Below are 20,043 nucleotides of genomic sequence, written 5' to 3'. Positions count from 1 at the left end.
CGGAACTACCCAAGCCGGATGTTAGCGTCGAAAGATCGTCATTCTCGGTTGATGCGGGGGTAGTTGATGCTGGTCAATCCAGATCTGTTGCGCGGCTTCGCCGAGCAGGTCGACGCCGCGACCGTCGCGATGAGCGGCAGCGATCTCCATGGCAAGGCAAGCTCTGCGGCCGACGGTCTGCCTGGCTCGGCGACGCAGTGGGCAACGCGTGAGGTCGGGGAGCATCTCGGTCTGGCCGCGCATGACATCGTCAAGGACGTCTCCGCCATGGGTGTCGCGGTACGGGGCGCCGGAGACCGTTATGCAGTCGAGGACGACTCGCTCGCGGAGAGTTTCAAGGGATTGTTCTGACGCGTGCTTCCTTCTCGTCCGCGACTGACCAGTTGGAACCCTGAATCCCTGTCGACCGGCGCGAAGACGATCGGTGATGCCGGTAAGGCGATATTCGACGATGTCCGTCATCTTGACGATGGAATCAACCGGCTGCCGCAGACCCGAGGATGGTCTGGTAGTGCGCATGAAGCCGCCAATGAGATGTTCGGGCGGGCGGTTACGAGAACGTCGAAGTTCCTCGACTACGCGGATGCGGTGTCGAAGGCCTTGAGCGACGGTGCCGCGCATATCGGAAGGGCCCGGACCGACCTGTTGCGCGAGGCCGACGTGATCGACCGCACCGAGTTGAGCGTCAACGATCAGTGGGTCGTCCTGGTCAAGCCCGCGGCGATGACGGCCGAGCACGCGGCGGCTCTGCAAAAGCAGGCCGTCACGGCGCAAGCTGAGATCAACCCGCTGGTGCAGGCGGTAGGTGACGCCGACGACGAGACCACCCGGAATCTGCTCGTGGCGCGCGCAGGTCCCGGCGGGGACTTTCAGGTGCACGCAATGGGTCCCCCCGGCCCGGTTCCTCCAGTTCCCGGCAACGAGGTACCGGATCCGAGTACCGATGCGGGTCGCCAGCTCCAGGAAATGGTGCGCGAACAGGATTTGTCGACCAGCGTCCGCGAGACTACCGAGACGACGGACGAACGAACCGGGAATCACATCAAGACGGTGTTCATGATGGACGGCAGCAAGCAGGTCATCACGACCGAGGGTGGCTGGCCGCCAAGCGAGCATGTATTGCCGGAAGGCAGCATCCAGGTCGAACAATATGACAAGGCCGGCAATTACGTATCCGACTCGTTAACCACCGAAAGTGAAGACGGCACACAGACCACGAACATTTGGTGGACCGACGGTACTTCGGTGGTGATGACGAGGACGCCTGACGGCAAGTGCACGGGTGGGGTCACCACACCGGACGGCAAGGGTGGCGTCAGGCACGGAATCCTGCCGGACGAGTTCTTCGCCGACCCGATTCCGACCGTGGCCGGGGGAGCTCTTACCGGTTTGGAGAAGCAAGCCGAGCGAGGAATTCCGGGACTGAGTGCTGAGGCGCTTGAGAACATCGGTGCAGGAGCCAAGTTCGGAGGCCCGGCTCTCGGCGTGGCGACCGCGCTCTACAACGTGGCGACGGCGGAAACAGCTCACGATGTCTGCGTCAACGCATGGTCAGGGGGTGTCGGGGTGGTCGGCGGCATTGGTTTCGATGCCGCGCTCACGGTGATGGCCCCGGAATTGGCTCCCGTGTGGGCAGCAGCTCTAAGCACCACCGGTGGTTTTGGCTTCGGGTACCTCGGGGGAATCGTCGGAAACCTAGTGTGTCCCCCGTGAAGAACTTCTTGGTGGTCGCCTTTTTCTTCATCGTGTTGGACGGGCTTGCGATTGCGGCCATTTGGTGGGCCGTCGTCTCGTTCGCCCACGGTGAATATCTCACCGTTGTCGTGGTGACGGGGTTCGCCTTCGCGTTTCTCTGCCTCACGGCGTCTTTGCTGTTGGTCATGCGCCGAAAGGTGAGACCTGTCGCGAGCGCCAGCGAACACGGGACGACGATTCGACCCGACCGCATCGTGGGTGGCCTGGTGAAGTGGGGAACGGTCGGGGCGTACCTGGCGTTGGCGACGTTCGCAATATGTGCACCGCTGGGCAAGATTGACATCCCCCTTCCTCCGGGAAATGGCCAATACGTCATCATCGTCGCGATCGCCGGCGCGATCTGGGGGGTTGTAGACGTGTGGCGGACGTTCAAGCGCGGCGGTGTGAGCTTCATAAAGCTGGACACCGACGGCTTCGACATGAGCCAGGGATCGTCGTCGATGAACGGGAGCTGGGACGATGTCGTGGCGGTAACCGACCGGCGACCTGGAAGGCCGGCGCCGTTCAGGGCAATGATCTTCGTCAAGTTTCGCGATGAGGCAATTCGCTCGCTAGTGGTCGATTCGTACGCTCCCGGTGGCGACGCCATTCGTCGCTTGTTCCGCTACTACTGGATCAACCCCGACAAGCGCGACGAGCTAGCCGACGGCCGGGCGGTCGCGCGGCTCGCCGAGTTCGAGATCGACTCTTAGTGCCACTGAACCGAAGTCGTAAGTGGGGGATCGTGGCTGCGTCCGCGGCCATCGTCGTCGTGGCGGTCGTCGCTGCCATCACCACTAGAGAGCCGGCACGAACAGCTCAACCGCAAGTGCCCCCGTCACTTGGCCTTCCGCAGCAGGAGTTGCTCACCTCCTCGATGCGGAAGGAGCCGGTGCCCGGCTGGAGGACGTCGTCACCAAAGCTTGGTCTGCCACCCGGGACGGTTCCCAAGCTGATCCGGAACCTTGGAGATCGAGCTTACTTCCTAGGGATCACGGGGACGGGCTGGTGGCTGGCCGGAATCGACGTGGCCAGCGGCCGAAGCGCTTTTCCCCCAGTCGAACTGGGTCTTGCCGTGAATGCCTCTGGCATCGACTGCTTCGTCAACGGTCCGACAATGGTGCTGTGCATCCTCCAAGACCGTGATCCCCAGACGCCCGCGCACGCTTGGTTGGTGAACGCCGACAACGGCGCCCTTCTCTACGACGGCCCTACCGAATTGCGACTGTCGGCGACAAGGAATGATCCGGTCGTCCAACAGGCCGGTGTCTACGCCGTCGCCACCGTCAACGGCGAGGGTGTGCACGGCATCGGAGCGCAGGGCGAGCTGACCTGGTTCGTGCCGGGAAATGGAATCATCGCCCAGCAGAAGGACTGGGAGCACGACACGCCACCGCAGCCGATAGCCGTCCAGGGCGGCGCTGCTTCCTCTGTCACGGACGTGGTGTTCTCGGTCGCGGACGGCACAGTACTGAAACCGGTTGTGCCAAATGGCAATCAGTTGGGGATGGCCTATGTCTACCCGGGTGGTTTCGGTTACGAATACTCATCCGCGTCTGACTACACCTGGGATCGGGTGGCATTGTTCGATTCGTCCGGCCGCGCCTTGGGGCAACGGGATCTCGAGGGCACCATGCTTACCGGCTCGCGCGACATCCCGTTGGTGCAGGGGAAGTCGTCCGACATCGTCGTCAGCCTCGACGGTCGCACGCTCCTCGAACTGCCGAAGTCAACGGCAATGCCCTACACGCGGTTGATCGGGGAGAGGCTCCTCGTCGAATCGGGTGGGGAGCGTGAAAAGAGTTGGCAGCAATACGATTTACGCACTGGGAAGGATGTCAAGACGTGTGACGTCGAGGGTCTCGGTTATTACTACATCGCCTCCGACGGCATCGTCGCGGTGATTAGCGGCGACGGCGCCGCGGCCCGGGGGATCGACCTCGACACGTGCGAGCAGCTTTGGTCGCTGCCCGGCGAAACGCTCAGTGAGGGGAAGGACGTGTGGCGCGTCAACACGACCTTGATTCAGCGGGTCAACGACGAGTTGTTCTCCTTGGTGACTCCCGCCTAGACACGACTGCGGCGCGGTCCCGTCCGTTCATCGAACGAGACCACGCCGAAATCTCTTGTTAAGCCGCGGGTTTGATTGACTGCGCGCCGCCGCCGACGGTGAGGATCGCACCGTTGACGTAGCTCGCGCCAGGGGAGACGACGAAGGTCACGACGTTGGCGATCTCTTCGGCCTCGGCCAGGCGCCCGAGCGCGGTGGTGCGGCCCAACCCCTCGATGAGTTCGCTGCCAAAGACTTCCGTGCCCGGTGTCTGGGTCGGGCCGGGGGCGACGGCGTTGACGCGCACGCCCTGTGCGCCGAATTCGTCGGCCCACAGCTTGGTGAGCAGTTCCAGCGCGGCCTTACTGGCGCCGTAGATGCCTGCGCCCGCGGCTGGCGTCGTGGCGGCGACGGTGGTCACGTTGATCACCGAACCGCTGCCGCGCACGATCATTGCGGGCACCAGCTTCTGCACCAAGAGGTAGGGAGCCTTGAGGTTGGTGTTGATCTGGTCGTCCAAGTCGGCGTCGGTGGTGTCGAACGTTGGCGCGAAGCGATAGATACCCGCGTTGTTGACCAGGATGTCGACCTCACCCGCTTCGTCGGCGAGCCGCCGGACATCATCGGCGATCGACACGTCGGCGGCGATGAAACGTGCCCTGCCGCCGGCGTTCTCGATGTCCTGAACCGTCTTCTCGCCGCGTTCCGCGTTGCGGCCGTGCACGACGACCTCGGCGCCCTCCGCGGCGAGCTGTACGGCGATCGCGTAACCGATGCCCGCGGTGGCACCGGTAACCAGTGCCGTCTTGCCTGTGAGTGTATTGGTCATCGGGCTCGCCTCCTGGGCGGTGAAGTTGTGATGAAGCCACTCACCACAAGCGCCCCCACGGGATCTTTATTCCATCGCGGGGTGGCTGCACGTCCCCAAGCTACGGGGTCAGCGCGACGGAGGCCTCCGCCGTGTAGCAGAGGAACGTCAGCGTCTCCTCGAGGTACAGCTGCACGTTCTGGGCGTCGTGCGACAGGTAGCCGATCGACACGTCGGTGCCGAGCTGCAGGTCGAAGTCGCCGCCGCGGGTCGACAGCACGAACGCACCGTCAATTGCTGGCGCCCAAATGATTTCGCCGTCGACCAGCCGGTTCAGGTGCTCGCGGATCGGATAGCCGTGAGCGGTGGTCTCACTGACCTGGGTGTAGACGTCGGCCGACAGCAACACGCAGTAGGGACCGTCGACGCCGGCGAGCCGAAGTTGCGACAGTGCCTGGGAGATGACGTCGGGGATCTCCTTGGGGTCCGACGGCAGCGCGAGCGCGACGTTGGAGCTGCACTTGCGGATGCCGTCGATGGCCGCGTCCGCGTAGCCCTCGAAGATCGCGCGGTCCTCGGCGAACGCCAGCTGCTTTGCCGCCGCCTTGACCGGGTCCCAGTCGGAGTCTTGCGAGCCACGCTCGACGTCGTCGACGTCGGTGCGCGCGATCGTGAACGGTACGCGCAGCCGGACCAGGGGCTTGCTCTCGCGAAGATGGGCCACGACGCCCTCGCCGGGAGGTGCGACGTCGACCAGGTGACCGGTGCTGACCGCCGCCTTCGCCGGACCGCCGGGCGTGCTGACGTCGACGACGCGCCGCCCGGCGATGTGACGCTTGAAGGTCCTGGTGGCCTCCAATTCGATTTCTTCCCAGGCTTCGTCGGTGATCGGTGCCAGTTCGCGATACAGGTTGTTCATTGGGGTTGTCCTTTCAAACTGCCGATCGACAGGGAGCCGGTGGGAGGTGAAGTCGTGGGCGCGGCGGAAGCGGTTGCGGCCGAGACTTTTTCGGGCAACGGTGGCGGGTCGTCCAGAAAGTCCGCGGTGGGAACGAAGAACATGGTGCCGGTGACGGCGGTCGAGAAGTCCAGGATGCGGTCGGTGTTGCCCGGCGGGTCACCGATGAACATGTTGCGGAGCATCCGTTCGGTGACCGTCGGCGTCCGCGAGTAACCGATGTAATACGTGCCGAACTCGGCCTTGCCAATCTCGCCGAACGGCATGTTGTGCCGGAGGATCTTGAGCTCGTTGCCGTCGTCGTCGGTGATGACGTTGAGGGCCAGATGTGAGTTCGCCGGCTTGACGTCGTCACCGAGTTCGATGTCGTCGAGCTTGGTGCGGCCGATCACCCGTTCCTGAGCTTCGGTGGACAGCGCGTTCCAGCCCCCCATGTCATGAAGGTACTTCTGCACGTGGACATAGCTTCCGCCGGCGAAATCCGGGTCCTCGTCGCCGATCTGGGTGGCGCGCACGGCAAGTGGGCCGTCGGGATTCTCGGTCCCGTCGACGAATCCCATCAGGTCGCGGTTGTCGAAGAACTTGAACCCGTGCACTTCGTCGACGACGGTGATGGCGCCGGCCATCGCGTCGACGATGCGCCCGGCCAGTTCGAAGCAGACGTCGAGGGAATTCGCACGAATGTGGAACAGCAGATCTCCCGGCGTCGACGGTGCATGGTGCCGCGGGCCGTCGAGCGCGACGAAGCGGTGCAGTTCGGCCGGTCGCGGACCGGAGAAGAGCCGATCGAAGGCGTCCGAGCCGACGGAGGCCACCACCGACAGCTGCTTGGTCGGGTCGCGAAATCCAATCGCCCGCACCAGACCCGAGAGGTCGCCCAACGCGTCGTGCACGACGTCCTCGCCGCCTTGGTCGACGGTGGCGACGAGGAAGATGGCGGCGGGCGTCAGCGGCGCGAGCACCTTCTGCGGCAGCGGATCGGACACATCAGCGACCCTAGCGTCAAGATCACCGCGCACGCCGGTCAAGGCGCAAAGATGGCGGCTACCCCCCACCCCCGGCGGGGGGAGGCGTCAAGATGGACCAATGGCAGCGACCCCGCAGGGATTGTGCGACTTCATCGACGCCTCGCCGTCGCCGTTTCACGTGTGCGCGACCGTGGCCGAACGACTGCGTGCCGCCGGCTACGTCGAGTTGTCCGAGGGGGATGCCTGGCCCTCGGGTGGGCTGGGCTACTTCACGGTGCGGGCCGGGTCCCTGGTCGCGTGGAAGGCCGCCGCCGACGGCGCACCCTTCCGCATCGTCGGCGGACACACCGACAGCCCGAACCTGCGGGTCAAGCAGCAAACCGATCGGGTCGTGGCCGGCTGGCAGGTGGTGGCGCTGGAACCGTATGGCGGAGCATGGCTGAATTCCTGGCTGGACCGCGACCTCGGGATCAGCGGCAGGCTGTCACTGGCGACCGAGGACGTGTTGGTGCGCGTCGACGAACCAATCCTGCGGGTGCCGCAGTTGGCGATCCACCTGTCCGACGACCGCAAGGGCGTCGAGCTGAATCCGCAGCGGCACGTCAACGCCGTGTGGGGCGTCGGAGACCGAGTCCGGCCGTTCGTCGACTGGGTCGCCGAGCGCGCCGGCGTCGACCCGGGCTCGGTGTTGGCGGCCGACCTGATGACCCACGATCTGACGGGGTCGACGCTCGTGGGTGCCGATCGCGAACTCGTCAGTGCGCCGCGCCTGGACAACCAGGGCACCTGTTACGCAGGGCTGGAGGCATTCCTGGCCGCGGAGCCGCGAGGGTTCGTACCCGTCCTCGCGCTCTTCGACCACGAGGAGGTCGGGTCGACGTCGGATCACGGCGCCCAGTCCGAGCTTCTGCCAACGGTGCTCGAACGCATCGCGTTGATCGACGGGGAGGGGCGGGAGGACTTCCTGCGCCGCATCTCCGGTTCGATGGTGGCCTCTGGCGACATGGCCCACGCCACCCATCCCAACTACCCCGAGCGTCACGAGCCCGGCCACCTGATCGACGTCAACGGCGGCCCCGTGCTCAAGGTGCACCCCAACCTTCGCTACGCCACCGACGGTCGGACGGCGGCCGCGTTCGCGCTGGCCTGCGCGCAGGCCGGGGTACCCCTGCAGCGGTACGAGCATCGCGCGGACCTGCCGTGCGGGTCGACGATCGGGCCGATGACGGCGGCGCGCACCGGAATCCCGACCGTCGACGTGGGCGCCGCGCAATTGGCGATGCACTCGGCTCGCGAACTGATGGGCGCGCACGACGTCGGGGCCTATTCCGCCGCGTTGCAAGCGTTTCTGTCGCCGGTGTGAATTACCTTCTTCAGGCATGAGTCTCGACATGGCGACGGTGACCTTCGACTGCACCGACCCCGACGCCCTCGCGGCGTGGTGGGCCGACGTACTGGGGAGCGAGGTCAACGCGGTGGTGCCAGGCGAATTCGTCCTGGTGACCCGTCAGGGAGGCACGGCCGTCGGCTTCCAGCGGGTGCCCGACCCGACGCCCGGCAAGAACAAGGCGCACCTCGACCTGCACGCCGACGACATGGAGGCCGAGGTGGCCAGGGTGGTCGCGCTGGGTGCCAGGGAGGTCGAACGCAACGGTTTCGGTGACGACTTCCGTTGGGTGGTGCTCGCCGACCCGGAGGGCAACGCGTTCTGCATAGCGGGCGGATAGTCCGCAAGGCAGGATCACCGACGTGTTGCTGTCCCTGATCGCCATCTCGCTCCTTCTGGCCGTCTGGGCCCTCTTGGCCCGACGCATGGAGAGCTGGCGCATCACGCCCCCGCTGTTCCTCCTCCTCGCCGGCGCCGTCGTCGAATACACCACCCACGGCTCGCTGGCCGACACGCTCAACTCCGAGACTGCCGAGCAGGCCGCCAAGATCGTCCTGGCGGTCCTGTTGTTCGTCGACGCCAACGCGATGCGCGCCGGGGTTTTCGGCGAACATCCGCGCTCGGCCGTCCGGGTGCTGTTCTTGGCGTTGCCGCTCAGCGTGGGAATCGCCGTCCTGCTCGGCCTGTGGTTGCTCCCCGGCCTGTCGTTGGCGACGGTCGTCGTCATCGCGTGCATCGTGGTGCCGATCGACTTCGCCCCCGCCCAGTGGATCGTGCGACACCGTGAGGTACCGCACCGGGTGAGCGACCTGCTCAACGTCGAGGCCGGACACAACGACGGCATCCTCTCGCCGATCTTCCTCTTTGCGCTTGCCGTGGCCGATCAGCACGTCGAGGCGGGCTCGGTGTGGGACGAGCTTCGCGAAGCGTTGCCCCACTCGGCGAAGGCGATCCTGGTGGGGTTCCTGGTGGGTGCCGGGCTCGCGCTGGGCGCCAACCTCGCCGAGCGCAAGAACCTGATGACCGAACAGTCCCGGCGGGTGTTGGTGGTGGCCGCACCGGCCGCGGCCTACACGCTGGCCATCTGGTGGCACGGCAACGGCTTCGTGGCGGCGTACCTGTGCGGAGTCGGGTACCACTACTACCGGCAGTCGCGTGACGCCGAGCGTGAGCTGGAGTTGCTCGAGGACCTCGGCTTCCTGCTGACGGCGATGATGTGGTTCGTCTTCGGCGGCGTGGTCCTGATCGCCTACTGGCGGGCCGACCTCACCGTCGGCATCGTGGTGTTCTGTTTGTTGGCGCTGACGCTCGTGCGGATGCTGCCCGTCCTGTTGGCCATGTTCGGCTCGAAGTTCACGTGGCCGGAACGGGTGATGCTGGGCGGCCTGGGTCCACGCGGCGCCGCAGTGATCGTCTTCGGGCTGTTGGCCTACAACGTGCTCGACCCACCCGACGAGGACACCATCCTGCTGATCGTGGTCGTCGTGGTGCTGGGCAGCGTCGTGCTGCACGGTTTCGGGGGGCCTGTCGCCGCGCGGGCGCTCGCCCGCCGGATGAGCGAATAAACTACTGAGGTGACATCCGCGTACTCCCACGAAGTGGACAGTGTCGAGCAAGCCTCTACTACCCCCGATCAGCCGCAGCCGTTCCGCGAGCTCGGCCTGAAGGACGACGAGTACCAGCGGATTCGTGGCATTCTCGGCCGTCGGCCCACCGACGCCGAACTGGCCATGTACTCGGTGATGTGGAGCGAGCACTGCTCCTACAAGTCCTCCAAGGTGCACCTGCGCTACTTCGGTGAGACGACGACCGACGAGATGCGGGCCGGCATGCTGGCCGGCATCGGCGAGAACGCCGGCGTGGTCGACATCGGCGACGGGTGGGCGGTGACCTTCAAGGTCGAGTCCCACAATCACCCGTCCTACGTCGAGCCGTACCAGGGCGCCGCCACCGGCGTCGGCGGCATCGTCCGCGACATCATGGCCATGGGCGCCCGCCCGGTCGCGGTGATGGACCAGCTGCGCTTCGGGCCTGCCGACGCGCCCGACACCCGGCGGGTGCTCGACGGCGTCGTGCGCGGCGTCGGCGGCTACGGCAACTCCCTCGGCCTGCCCAACATCGGCGGCGAGACCATCTTCGACCCCTCGTATGCGGGCAACCCGCTGGTGAACGCGCTGTGCGTCGGCGTGCTCCGCAAGGAGGACCTGCATCTGGCGTTCGCGTCGGGTACCGGCAACAAGATCATCCTGTTCGGAGCCCGTACCGGACTCGACGGCATCGGTGGTGTCTCGGTGCTCGCGTCGGAGACCTTCGGCGGCGACGAGGGCGACGGGCCCGGCCGCAAGAAGCTGCCGTCGGTCCAGGTCGGTGACCCCTTCATGGAGAAGGTGCTCATCGAGTGCTGTCTCGAGCTGTACGCCGCGGGCCTGGTGATCGGCATTCAGGACCTTGGCGGGGCCGGATTGTCGTGTGCCACCTCCGAACTCGCCTCTGCCGGCGACGGCGGCATGGCGATCGAACTGGACAAGGTGCCGCTGCGGGCCAAGTTCATGACCCCCGCCGAGGTGTTGTCCAGCGAGTCACAGGAACGCATGTGCGCGGTGGTGGCGCCGGAGAACGTGGACGCGTTCATGGCGGTCTGCCGCAAGTGGGAGGTGCTGGCCACCGTGATCGGCGAGGTGACCGACGGCGACCGGCTGCAGATCACCTGGAACGGCGAGACCGTCGTCGACGTGCCCCCGAGGACCGTGGCGCACGAGGGCCCGGTGTACGAGCGCCCCGTCGAGCGGCCGGACACCCAGGACGCCCTCAACGCCGACACGTCGGCGTCGATCCCGCGCCCGTCCACCGGCGACGAGTTGCGCGAAACGCTGCTGAAACTCCTTGGCAGCCCCCATCTGTGCAGCCGCGCATTCATCACCGAGCAGTACGACCGCTACGTCCGGGGCAACACCGTGCTCGCCGAGCACGCCGACGGTGGAGTGCTGCGCATCGACGAGGAGACCGGTCGCGGTGTGGCCATCTCCACCGACGCGTCGGGCCGCTACACGTTCCTCGACCCGTACACCGGCGCCCAGTTGGCCCTGGCCGAGGCCTACCGCAACGTGGCGGTCACCGGTGCCTCGCCGCTCGCCGTCACCAACTGCCTGAACTTCGGCTCGCCGGAAGACCCCGGCGTGATGTGGCAGTTCTCCCAGGCCGTCCGCGGACTCGCGGATGGCTGTGCGGCCCTTGGCATTCCGGTCACCGGCGGCAACGTGAGCTTCTACAACCAGACCGGGACCACCCCGATCCTTCCGACCCCGGTCGTCGGCGTGCTAGGCGTCCTCGAGGACGTCAGGCGACGGGTCCCCACGGCCTTCGGCACCGAACCCGGCGAGACGTTGATCCTGCTGGGTGACACCCACGACGAGTTCGACGGTTCGGTCTGGGCTCAGGTCACCGCGGACCACCTGGGCGGTGTGCCGCCCAAGGTGGACCTGGCGCGTGAACGGCTGCTTGCCGAAGTCCTGGTGTCGGCATCACGCGACGGTCTGATCTCCGCGGCCCACGACCTGTCCGAGGGCGGGCTCATCCAGGCGGTCCTCGAATCCGCGCTGGCGGGCGAAACGGGTTGCCGGCTCATCCTTCCCGAGGGTGCCGATCCCTTCGTCACGCTGTTCTCCGAGTCCGCCGGACGGGTGCTCGTCGCCGTTCCGCGCACCGAGGAGAGCAGATTCCGCGCCATGTGCGAGGCGCGCGGACTGCCGGCCGAGCGCATCGGCGTGGTCGACGAGGGCAGCGAGTCCATTGAGGTCCAAGGTCAGTTCACCGTGAGTCTCGACGAACTGCGCCGCACGTCGGAGAGCGTGCTTCCCGGACTGTTCGGGTGAGTGGCGACACCTCGACACTGACCGGCGCCGGCAACGAACATCGATGCGACCCAGTCGACTTCGTGTTCTGACGTTGGCGGCTGCACTGGTGGGCTGGAGCGGTCTGGTCGCCCCGCGGTTGCCGACGCGGTGGGCGACACCCGTGCACGCCGCGCTCGGCGCGGTCCTCGTCCGGTGGACCGACGCCCCACTCGGTCTGCGACCGCCCGCGTCGAGGTCCGGCGGACGGCTCGGCCTGTCGGCCGCGGGTGCGGTGGCCGTGGCGGTGGCGTCGGCCACGGTCGTCCCCGCCGTCCGCGTGGGCATGAGAAAACGGAGCATGCCCGAACCGGTCGCGGAATGGCTGCTGGTGCGCATCCCGATCGGCACGGTCTGGTCCGAGGAGACCGCGTTCCGGGCCGCGTTGGGAACCGTTGCGGCACAGTCCTTCGGGCCGCGGTGGGGACGCATCCTGCAAGCGGTGGCATTCGGACTCTCGCACGTCGCCGACGCGCGGGGAGCGGGTGAGACCGTGGTCGGCACCGTCGCCGTGACTGGGGTGGCCGGCTGGGTGTTCGGGTGGCTCTACGACCGGTCTGGAAGTCTCGTCGCGCCGATGCTCGCACATCTCGCGGTCAACGAAGCCGGAGCCGTGGCGGCGTTGGTCGTCCAGCGTCAGGGGTTGATGGTCGATTCGCCGATCTGACGGCCCCATACGTGGTCGACGGCGAGGGGCTGACCCAACTCGACGTGGTTGTACGGCGCAAGGCTGAACCCGGTGTCCATCACCAGGTACGGGTGCGGCCACAGGTCGTAGGTCACCTTCTGCCAGCATCCCGGCCGACCCTCGGGGCCGCCATGGGCGTTGATCCGCGGCAGGTTGTCGGGATAGACGTACGGGTTGCCCGCCCCCATCACCGTTCCGAACGCGGCCAGCGAATACCCGTTGTCACCGCCGAGCGACGAGGCGATCCGCGGCCCCACGTCGTGATAGTTGCGCAGGGTGCACAGAATCATGCCGCGATAGTCGTCGAGCAAGGCGGTGGTCGGCAGCAGATCCGCTGCACTCCGAATCACGAAGGGCCCCGCCCGTTCCAGCGGATCTGCCGCCGCGTCCGCGAAACCGATCGCGGCCATCAACGCGGCGTCCACGTCGCCGCGTCGTGCGTTGAGCGAGCGGGCCGTCGTCACCGCCGCCTCGAGCCCGTCGACGAGGTCCGGCGCGGCGTCGGCATACACGTCGAGCAGCTCCGCGGTGAGCGCGACGTCCTCGCGGAGCCGCGGCCACCGCGGGTTCAGGTCGTCGAGGATCACGTTGGCGTCGGAGAGCGACTCGCCGAATCGGGTGCCGAGGCCGCTCAGGGCATGCGCCGTGGCCGTCAGCGTCTGGTTTAGCTTGATCGGGTCGAGCATGCCCGCCATCGACGTGACGGTCTCGAAGAGGGTGTCGAACTCCGTGGTGACCGATTGGGCGGGGATCGCCGTGCCAGGCGAAATGCGTTCCACAGAGGGGTGATTCGGTGACGTGAGCGACACGTACTTGTTGCCGAACACGGTGCTGGCCCGGACGTCGGCGAGAACGTTGGACGGTATCGACGGCAGGTAGTCGTCCCTCACCTCGAGCGCGATCATCGCCCGCTCGCGGCCGTCGAGGTCGGTGGTGTCGATGGCGGCGACCCGACCGATCTCTACGCCGTTGAGGGTGACCTTCGACCCGGGGTCGACGACGAGGCCAGCCCGGTCCGAGGTCACCACGAGTGTGGTCCGTCCGACGAAGTCGCCGCGGTACTGCTTGGACAGCAGCACCCCGAAGAGCACGACGATGACCACCAACAGCGCGCCCGCCAGCCGGTATGGCGGCCGGTGGCGGTCGAAGGCCATTCTGGGAGACTAGGGTATGGCCGCCCGTCGCATTGCGGATCCGACGAAGACCCGCGACGCCGTGTCGGCGGTCGCGGACTGGCTGCGCGACGACACCGCCGCTCCACCGGAACGCAGCCTCATCGCCGACGCGGTGCGCCTGACTGCCAGGACGCTCGCCGCGCAGGCGCCGGGTGCCAGCGTGGAGGTGCGGGTACCGCCTTTCGTTGCGGTGCAGTGCATCTCGGGCTTGGCGCACACGCGCGGCAATCCACCCAACGTGGTGGAGACGGATCCACGAACCTGGCTCCGGTTGGCCACGGGTCTGCTCACGATTTCCGACGCGCTCGCCAACGGGACGTTGCAGTCGTCGGGGTCGCGGGCCGGGGAGATCGCCGACTGGCTACCCGTCGTCCCCCTCGCGCCCTAACCGAAGAACGGCGCCTCCTGCACCCAGTGAAAACCGCGGCTGCGCAGGGTGAAGTCCTCCAGGGGCTGCCGCTCGAGGGTGATCGTCACGGGCTCGTCCCGCCACCGGCCGGTCAGGCGCAGACGATCGCCCGAGCGGTCGACGGCGAACGAGCCACCGTCGTCCGGCAGCGTCAGGGTGCCGGCCGTCGTGTCGGCCGGGACGTCGACCAGGTCACCGTTCATCGACTGGTAGGTGACGACCCCTGGTCGATCGAACACCAGCCTCTGCCAACGGACTTCGTCGTCGAGCAGGGGAGGGCGAGGCGTGCCGTCGACCGAGAATCCGGTAACCCGCCAGATGCCGTACAGGTCCGGCTTGGGGCGCCCGTCACCGAAGTCGCGCCAGCTCTGCAGGCTGAGTACCAGGCACCCGACCACCACCCACACCCCGAGGAGCACCTGGGCCACGGTGGCCAGGCGGTTGCCGCGTGGCGAGCCGAAGAGCGGGGGCCGAACCTCCGGGCCCACGCCACGGCCCAGCACCAGCGCGTCGACGACCCGTCGTGCCTTGGGCGCCACCAGGAGTGCACTCACCAACAGCAGGTGGAACGACAAGATCTTCACGGGCACGCCGTAGGTCATGTTCAGCAAGAAGATCTGTGCCGTGGCGGCCAGGCTCACCAGCGCGCCCAACGTCGCCGTCCTTGGGACGAACAACAGCACCCCGGCGAGCACCTCGACCGCACCGAGCGCGATCTCGTAGGGGTGGGAGGTGCCGACCTGGAGCCACAACACCGCCATCGGACTGAGGTTTCCGAACGGCTCGATCAGCGCCGACAGGGCTGGCGACGGCATCTGGGTCGGGATGACCTTGGCGAAGCCGTAGAACAGCATCTGCCCACCCAGGCACAGGCGCAGGAACACCGCGAACCAGGCCGCCAGCCGTGGATGGCACCGGCGCCGCCGGTCCAGCACCGACCACACCACCGTGACGAGCACCGACACTGCCACGAGGAACGCGACGTACACCCAGATGGCGGCTTGGTCGCCACTACCGGAGCCGGGTGTCAGGACCGCATCGACGCCGAGCGCCGTGCGACCGAACCAGCGGGTGACCGGTTCCAGGGCCACCATCTGCCAGATGACGGCGCCGTCGGGCAGCAGACGGGCCACCACCCCGGCATAGGCAAACGTGATCTGCGCGAACGTAAGGCAGAACAACCCGAAGTAGACGACACAGAAGCGGAACGCGATCCGGGTGGCCAGGCTCCAGCTCGGGGGCGATTCGTCGTCGGGTTGCACTCGGGTCCCACCTCCGTCGAGAAATGCGCGGCCACTACTCGTTGTTGAAGAGTTCGCACTCACCGCGCTTCGATTCCACCTTCGACAGCAGTTGACCGTAGACTGAAGCCCGTCACCCACAGCCCCCAGGGAGCACACTGATCGTGACCGCCGAGCAGATCGAGCAGACGGACACCGACTTCGAGAACGAGCCCAAGGAAGAGTGTGGCGTCTTCGGCGTCTGGGCCCCCGGCGAGGATGTGGCCAAGCTCTCGTACTACGGCCTGTATGCCCTGCAGCACAGAGGCCAGGAAGCGGCGGGCATCGCCGTCGCCGACGGCTCGCAGGTGCTGGTGTTCAAGGATCTCGGACTCGTCAGCCAGGTGTTCGACGAGCAGACGCTTGCGGCGATGGAAGGCCACGTCGCGATCGGCCACTGCCGCTACTCCACCACCGGGTCGACGACGTGGGAGAACGCCCAGCCGGTGTTCCGGAACACCGCGGCAGGCACCGGCGTGGCGCTCGGCCACAACGGAAACCTGGTCAACACCACCGAACTCGCCGCCCGCGCCCGGGAGGCCGGACTGACCGACATGCGCGGCGCCACCGCCGCCACGACGGACTCCGACATCCTCGGCGCACTGCTGGCGCACGGCGCCGCGGACGCCACGCTGGAGCAAGCCGCGCTGGAATTGTTGCCGACCGTTCGCGGCGCGTTCTGCTTGACCTTCATGGACGAGAACACGCTCTACGCCGCCCGTGACCCGCACGGCGTGCGGCCGCTGTCCCTCGGCCGGCTGGACCGCGGCTGGGTGGTGGCCTCCGAGACGGCAGCACTCGACATCGTCGGCGCCGCGTTCGTGCGTGACATCGAGCCCGGCGAGCTGTTGGCCATCGACGCCGACGGCGTCCGTTCCACCCGCTTCGCCAACCCGACGCCCAAGGGTTGCGTGTTCGAGTACGTCTACCTGGCCCGGCCCGACAGCGTCATCGGCGGTCGTTCGGTGCACGCCACTCGCGTCGACATCGGCCGGCGGCTGGCCCGCGAGTCTCCCGTCGACGGCGACCTGGTGATCGGGGTGCCAGAGTCTGGCACCCCTGCCGCCGTCGGCTACGCGCAGGAATCCGGCATCCCGTTCGGGCAAGGCCTGATGAAGAACGCCTACGTCGGCCGCACGTTCATCCAGCCGTCCCAGACCATCCGCCAACTCGGCATCCGGTTGAAGCTCAACCCGCTCAAGGAAGTCATCCGCGGCAAGCGGCTGATCGTCGTCGACGATTCGATCGTTCGCGGCAACACTCAGCGTGCGCTGATCAGGATGCTCCGGGAGGCCGGCGCCCTCGAGGTACACGTGCGCATCGCCTCCCCGCCGGTGAAGTGGCCGTGCTTCTACGGCATCGACTTCGCCACGCCCGCAGAGCTGATCGCCAACGCGTCCAATGCCGGTGCAAACGAGGACGAGATGCTCGACGCCGTCCGCCGGGCCATCGGCGCCGACAGCCTGAACTACATCTCGCACCAGGGCATGATCGCAGCGACCGAGCAGCCCGCGTCCCGGTTGTGCTCGGCATGCTTCGACGGGGAGTACCCGATCGAACTGCCCAGCGAGTCCGCCCTTGGCAAGAACGTCATCGAGCACATGCTGGCCAACGCGGCCCGCACCGGTGTGCAGTCCGAAAACGACAATGCCTCGGCGCTGCGTCGTCCCTGACGGCTCCGCCGTCACGACGTCCGTGAAAGTTACTGCGGCGCAGTCGAACTGAAGCGGATCAGGTGGCGACGGCCCTTGCCCGTCGTCCCGTCGCCTTCCAGCGCGCGCCGCACCGAGTCCCGGTAGCTCGTCAGGCCACCGGGTGGCGGCGGGATGACGTCGTCGATGTCGTGTTCCGACATGACCGCGTCGTGCTCGAGGGACTCCACCAGCGGGCGGGCCAACCCCGATGGAATCGGCGTCACCAAGCCCACCCACCAGCTCGCGATGCTCGGGGTCAGCAGGGGCAGCGCCACGATGATCCGCCTGCGCAGGCCGGCCTCCTCGGCGTAGATCTGCATCGCGTCGGCGTACTCCAGAACGTCCGGGCATCCGATGTCGAAGGTCCGCGACGTCGGAATCGGCGCGTCGGCCGCCTCGGAGAGGTAGTACAGGGCGTCGTCGATCGAGATCGGCTGAATCTTGTTGCGCACCCACTTCGGGGTGGTCATCACCGGCAGTCGGTCGGTCAGGTGGCGCACCATCTCGAAGGACGCCGATCCTGACCCGATGACGATGCCGGCCTGCAGAACCACCGCCTCCACCGACGATGCCATGAGGACTTCGCCGACCTTGTTTCGCGACCGTAGGTGGCGGGACAACTCGCCCTTGGGATGCAGGCCCGAGAGATAGACGATGCGGCGTACGCCGGCCTTCTCGGCGGCGGCGACCACGTTGTGCGCGGCCTTCTCCTCTTCGCTGACGAAGTCGCGCGAGGTGCCCATCGAGTGAACGAGGTAGTAGACGACGTCGACCCCGTCGAACGCGGCCGTCAGGGAATCGGGGTCGCCCAGGTCGCCGCGCACCACCTCGGCACCGTCGCGCCAGGGCGCGTCGTCCAGCTTCTCCGGCGTGCGGGCCATCGCCCGCACGGTCTGCCCTTGCTCCACCAGGAGCGCGGCGAGATGCCCGCCGATGTACCCGGTTGCCCCCGTCACCAGTGAGCGGCGCGACTCAACGTCCGACATCTAGCCTCCGTCCGTCGGTGTCCACTACCGAGGTATTCGGAGCAGTCACCGATACAGATGTCCGCGAAGCGACCTATTCAAACGGACACCCGGGGTTTGGCGCGTCGACCGCCAGCGGTGCGCCTGCGTCGTCGATGTAGAGAACCCACATCACGACGGGCTCGGAGCCAAGGTTGCGGCCGACGTGAACGTGGTCCGGGCCGCTGCCCTCGGTGATGGGCGCGCCGGCCGAGTAGATGCCGTCGACCGAGCAGTCGGCGAAGTCGTGGGTCAGCGTGCCCGACCGGATGACGCCGAAGATTCGGCCGGGATGCCAATGCCACCCGGTGCTGCCGCCCGGCGCGATGGTGATCTCCTTGGTGATGTAGTCGTGGCCGTTCACGGTGGCCTGCGACAGGATCCTGGCCTCCACTCCCGTGCTCGGGGTGGCCGACGCCGTCGCGGCCGAACCAAGAGACGCCGCGGTCACCGCGAAGACGGCGGCGGTGACCAGACCACGAAGGGTGTTCATGGGGGCAGCGTGTCACACCCGTCCCGGAATGTGCGCCGCGATCGGTACGACCGGTACCCTCATACCCGATGAGCGAGGATCAGCGGCCCGACGACAGCATCGCCTCCTACGCATCTGCGGGGGTGGACATCGAGGCGGGTGACCGCGCGGTCGAACTGTTCAAGCCGTGGGCGGCGAAGGCGACTCGACCGGAGGTGCGAGGAGGGCTCGGCGGGTTCGCCGGGTTGTTCGCCCTGCGCGGGGGATACCGCGAGCCGCTGCTGGCCTCGTCCACCGACGGCGTCGGCACCAAGTTGGCCATCGCGCAGGCCATGGACAAGCACGACACCGTCGGCCTCGACCTGGTGGCGATGGTCGTCGACGACCTCGTCGTCTGTGGGGCTGAGCCGCTGTTCCTGCAGGACTACATCGCCGTCGGCCGCACCGTACCCGAACGCGTCGCCGAGATCGTCTCGGGCATCGCCAACGGGTGCGTCATCGCCGGCTGCGCCCTTCTCGGTGGCGAGACCGCGGAGCACCCGGGGCTGATGTCGCCAGACCACTACGACATCTCCGCCACCGGGGTGGGCGTGGTCGAGGCCGACGACGTCCTCGGGCCCGATCGCGTGAAGCCCGGTGACGTCATCATCGCGATGGCGTCGACCGGCCTGCATTCCAACGGATACTCACTGGCCCGCAAGGTTCTGCTGGAGATCGACCGCGGCAACCTCGCCGGGCACGTCGAGGAATTCGGCCGCACCCTCGGCGAGGAACTACTCGAGCCGACGCGGATCTACGCCAAGGATTGCCTGGCGCTGGCCGCCGAGACGCAGGTGCGCACCTTCTGCCACGTGACCGGCGGCGGGCTCGCGGGCAACCTCGAGCGAGTCATCCCGAACGGGCTGAGCGCCGAGCTGGACCGCGGAACGTGGACGCCCGCTCCCGTGTTCGCCATGATCGCCCAGCGGGGGCGGATCGAACGCGCAGAGATGGACAAGACGTTCAACATGGGCATCGGCATGGTCGCCATCGTCGCGCCGGAGGACACCGACCGTGCGTTGGCGATCTTGACTGCGCGACACCTGGACTGCTGGACCCTGGGTACCGTCACCAAGGGCGGCAAGGGAATGTCGCGCGCTCAGCTGGTCGGGCAACACCCGAGGTTCTGAGCGCCGCGACGTCGGCCCGAGTTCCGGTGGACCGCTCAGCGACGCCAGTCGTCGTCGTCGACCCAGCGGTCGTCCACCGGCCCGTCGCTGCTCAGGATGTCCGGCTCGGGGGAACCGGAACCACCCAGTTCCTGCTGTAACCGTTGAAAATCGGTTTGTGGCGAGCTGTACTTAAGGTCGCGAGCAACCTTAGTCTGCTTCGCCTTCGCCCGGCCGCGGCCCATAGGGGACCCCCTCGCGCAATAACGGAGCGGCCCGAGTAGCAGGCGGCTCCGATCTGAATGTGTTTTATCGTCCTGTCGACACTTTACCGTGCCCGGCGGTCTCATGCTGGCAGGGCCATCCCCACGGCGAGCG

Annotated in this window: 20 protein-coding genes; 12 read left to right on the top strand and 8 right to left on the bottom strand. The window is 67.2% G+C overall.

Going from position 1 to position 20,043, the window contains the following annotated elements:
• Positions 1–66 precede the first annotated feature (66 nt).
• Genes H7J06_RS17980 through H7J06_RS17965 form a run of 4 tightly spaced genes read left to right on the top strand, consistent with a single transcriptional unit; the run spans position 67 to position 3,805 of the window.
• On the top strand, positions 67–351 hold the full coding sequence (locus H7J06_RS17980; RefSeq protein WP_264040372.1) for a hypothetical protein: 285 nt from the start codon (positions 67–69) through the stop codon (positions 349–351).
• A gap of 3 nt (positions 352–354) precedes the next feature.
• Positions 355–1,713, top strand: coding sequence for a WXG100 family type VII secretion target (locus H7J06_RS17975; protein WP_264040371.1), 1,359 nt, complete (start codon positions 355–357; stop codon positions 1,711–1,713).
• Positions 1,710–2,447 (top strand): hypothetical protein, encoded by a 738-nt coding sequence (locus H7J06_RS17970; RefSeq protein WP_264040370.1) that lies wholly within the window; start codon positions 1,710–1,712, stop codon positions 2,445–2,447. Before H7J06_RS17975 ends, H7J06_RS17970 begins: the two co-directional genes overlap by 4 nt.
• A gap of 32 nt (positions 2,448–2,479) precedes the next feature.
• On the top strand, positions 2,480–3,805 hold the full coding sequence (locus tag H7J06_RS17965; RefSeq protein ID WP_264040369.1) for a 9-bladed beta-propeller domain-containing protein: 1,326 nt from the start codon (positions 2,480–2,482) through the stop codon (positions 3,803–3,805).
• A gap of 58 nt (positions 3,806–3,863) precedes the next feature.
• Here H7J06_RS17965 and H7J06_RS17960 read toward each other — a convergent pair whose 3' ends face one another.
• The 3 genes from H7J06_RS17960 to H7J06_RS17950 form a co-directional block, all read right to left on the bottom strand.
• Positions 3,864–4,613, bottom strand: coding sequence for an SDR family NAD(P)-dependent oxidoreductase (locus H7J06_RS17960; protein ID WP_264040368.1), 750 nt, complete (start codon positions 4,611–4,613; stop codon positions 3,864–3,866).
• A gap of 100 nt (positions 4,614–4,713) precedes the next feature.
• Complete coding sequence (locus tag H7J06_RS17955; protein WP_264040367.1) at positions 4,714–5,511, bottom strand: family 1 encapsulin nanocompartment shell protein; 798 nt, start codon at positions 5,509–5,511, stop codon at positions 4,714–4,716.
• On the bottom strand, positions 5,508–6,536 hold the full coding sequence (locus H7J06_RS17950) for a Dyp-type peroxidase (RefSeq protein WP_264040366.1): 1,029 nt from the start codon (positions 6,534–6,536) through the stop codon (positions 5,508–5,510). The genes H7J06_RS17955 and H7J06_RS17950 overlap by 4 nt, the downstream gene beginning before the upstream one ends.
• A 100-nt stretch (positions 6,537–6,636) precedes the next feature.
• On the opposite strand from H7J06_RS17950, the gene H7J06_RS17945 reads away from it, so the two are divergent.
• Genes H7J06_RS17945 through H7J06_RS17925 form a run of 5 tightly spaced genes read left to right on the top strand, consistent with a single transcriptional unit; the run spans position 6,637 to position 12,462 of the window.
• On the top strand, positions 6,637–7,881 hold the full coding sequence (locus H7J06_RS17945) for a M18 family aminopeptidase (RefSeq protein WP_264040365.1): 1,245 nt from the start codon (positions 6,637–6,639) through the stop codon (positions 7,879–7,881).
• A gap of 16 nt (positions 7,882–7,897) precedes the next feature.
• Complete coding sequence (locus tag H7J06_RS17940; protein WP_264040364.1) at positions 7,898–8,245, top strand: VOC family protein; 348 nt, start codon at positions 7,898–7,900, stop codon at positions 8,243–8,245.
• A gap of 22 nt (positions 8,246–8,267) precedes the next feature.
• Positions 8,268–9,470 carry a cation:proton antiporter domain-containing protein gene (locus tag H7J06_RS17935; RefSeq protein WP_264040363.1) on the top strand — a complete coding sequence of 401 codons (1,203 nt, stop codon included), beginning with the start codon at positions 8,268–8,270 and terminating at the stop codon, positions 9,468–9,470.
• A gap of 9 nt (positions 9,471–9,479) precedes the next feature.
• The gene (purL, locus tag H7J06_RS17930) at positions 9,480–11,777 is read left to right on the top strand and encodes a phosphoribosylformylglycinamidine synthase subunit PurL (protein ID WP_308205803.1); all 2,298 of its coding nucleotides are present in this window, start codon (positions 9,480–9,482) and stop codon (positions 11,775–11,777) included.
• Positions 11,778–11,820: 43 nt separating this feature from the next.
• Entirely contained in the window at positions 11,821–12,462 is a 642-nt protein-coding gene (locus tag H7J06_RS17925; protein ID WP_264040362.1) for an Rv0804 family intramembrane glutamic endopeptidase, read from the top strand.
• Here the strand turns inward: H7J06_RS17925 and H7J06_RS17920 are convergent.
• Positions 12,432–13,637 carry an MCE family protein gene (locus H7J06_RS17920; protein WP_264040361.1) on the bottom strand — a complete coding sequence of 402 codons (1,206 nt, stop codon included), beginning with the start codon at positions 13,635–13,637 and terminating at the stop codon, positions 12,432–12,434. The genes H7J06_RS17925 and H7J06_RS17920 overlap by 31 nt on opposite strands.
• 16 nt (positions 13,638–13,653) lie before the next feature.
• On the opposite strand from H7J06_RS17920, the gene H7J06_RS17915 reads away from it, so the two are divergent.
• On the top strand, positions 13,654–14,046 hold the full coding sequence (locus H7J06_RS17915; RefSeq protein ID WP_264040360.1) for a sterol carrier family protein: 393 nt from the start codon (positions 13,654–13,656) through the stop codon (positions 14,044–14,046).
• Here the strand turns inward: H7J06_RS17915 and H7J06_RS17910 are convergent.
• Complete coding sequence (locus H7J06_RS17910; protein WP_264040359.1) at positions 14,043–15,329, bottom strand: DoxX family protein; 1,287 nt, start codon at positions 15,327–15,329, stop codon at positions 14,043–14,045. The genes H7J06_RS17915 and H7J06_RS17910 overlap by 4 nt on opposite strands.
• 143 nt (positions 15,330–15,472) lie before the next feature.
• On the opposite strand from H7J06_RS17910, the gene purF reads away from it, so the two are divergent.
• Positions 15,473–17,020 carry an amidophosphoribosyltransferase gene (gene purF / locus H7J06_RS17905; RefSeq protein ID WP_264040358.1) on the top strand — a complete coding sequence of 516 codons (1,548 nt, stop codon included), beginning with the start codon at positions 15,473–15,475 and terminating at the stop codon, positions 17,018–17,020.
• A 29-nt stretch (positions 17,021–17,049) separates the two neighbouring features.
• Here the strand turns inward: purF and H7J06_RS17900 are convergent, their stop codons facing one another.
• Together H7J06_RS17900 and H7J06_RS17895 are read right to left on the bottom strand one after the other, a co-directional pair.
• On the bottom strand, positions 17,050–18,027 hold the full coding sequence (locus H7J06_RS17900) for an NAD(P)H-binding protein (RefSeq protein WP_264040357.1): 978 nt from the start codon (positions 18,025–18,027) through the stop codon (positions 17,050–17,052).
• 73 nt (positions 18,028–18,100) lie between these two features.
• A complete protein-coding gene (locus H7J06_RS17895; protein ID WP_264040356.1) occupies positions 18,101–18,538 on the bottom strand; it encodes a cupin domain-containing protein in 438 nt (145 codons plus the stop codon).
• A 68-nt stretch (positions 18,539–18,606) separates the two neighbouring features.
• Here H7J06_RS17895 and purM point away from each other — a divergent pair, with 68 nt between their 5' ends.
• Positions 18,607–19,686 (top strand): phosphoribosylformylglycinamidine cyclo-ligase, encoded by a 1,080-nt coding sequence (purM, locus tag H7J06_RS17890; RefSeq protein ID WP_056560266.1) that lies wholly within the window; start codon positions 18,607–18,609, stop codon positions 19,684–19,686.
• A gap of 35 nt (positions 19,687–19,721) precedes the next feature.
• Here the strand turns inward: purM and H7J06_RS17885 are convergent, their stop codons facing one another.
• Positions 19,722–19,910, bottom strand: coding sequence for a DUF3073 domain-containing protein (locus H7J06_RS17885; protein ID WP_056560264.1), 189 nt, complete (start codon positions 19,908–19,910; stop codon positions 19,722–19,724).
• Positions 19,911–20,043: the final 133 nt, after the last annotated feature.

It is taken from the genome of Mycolicibacterium hodleri (assembly GCF_025822245.1).
Taxonomy (GTDB): Bacteria; Actinomycetota; Actinomycetes; order Mycobacteriales; family Mycobacteriaceae; genus Mycobacterium; species Mycobacterium hodleri.
This window is presented reverse-complemented; position numbering and strand designations above follow the sequence as displayed.

Coding starts and splice junctions, on each gene's coding strand:
- H7J06_RS17955 (WP_264040367.1), bottom strand. CDS start 5,511: ATGAACAACCTGTATCGCGAACTGGCACCGATCACCGACGAAGCCTGG.
- H7J06_RS17960 (WP_264040368.1), bottom strand. CDS start 4,613: ATGACCAATACACTCACAGGCAAGACGGCACTGGTTACCGGTGCCACC.
- H7J06_RS17885 (WP_056560264.1), bottom strand. CDS start 19,910: ATGGGCCGCGGCCGGGCGAAGGCGAAGCAGACTAAGGTTGCTCGCGAC.
- H7J06_RS17980 (WP_264040372.1), top strand. CDS start 67: ATGCTGGTCAATCCAGATCTGTTGCGCGGCTTCGCCGAGCAGGTCGAC.
- H7J06_RS17915 (WP_264040360.1), top strand. CDS start 13,654: ATGGCCGCCCGTCGCATTGCGGATCCGACGAAGACCCGCGACGCCGTG.
- H7J06_RS17895 (WP_264040356.1), bottom strand. CDS start 18,538: ATGAACACCCTTCGTGGTCTGGTCACCGCCGCCGTCTTCGCGGTGACC.
- purM (WP_056560266.1), top strand. CDS start 18,607: ATGAGCGAGGATCAGCGGCCCGACGACAGCATCGCCTCCTACGCATCT.
- H7J06_RS17900 (WP_264040357.1), bottom strand. CDS start 18,027: ATGTCGGACGTTGAGTCGCGCCGCTCACTGGTGACGGGGGCAACCGGG.
- H7J06_RS17940 (WP_264040364.1), top strand. CDS start 7,898: ATGAGTCTCGACATGGCGACGGTGACCTTCGACTGCACCGACCCCGAC.
- H7J06_RS17925 (WP_264040362.1), top strand. CDS start 11,821: ATGCGACCCAGTCGACTTCGTGTTCTGACGTTGGCGGCTGCACTGGTG.
- H7J06_RS17920 (WP_264040361.1), bottom strand. CDS start 13,637: ATGGCCTTCGACCGCCACCGGCCGCCATACCGGCTGGCGGGCGCGCTG.
- H7J06_RS17945 (WP_264040365.1), top strand. CDS start 6,637: ATGGCAGCGACCCCGCAGGGATTGTGCGACTTCATCGACGCCTCGCCG.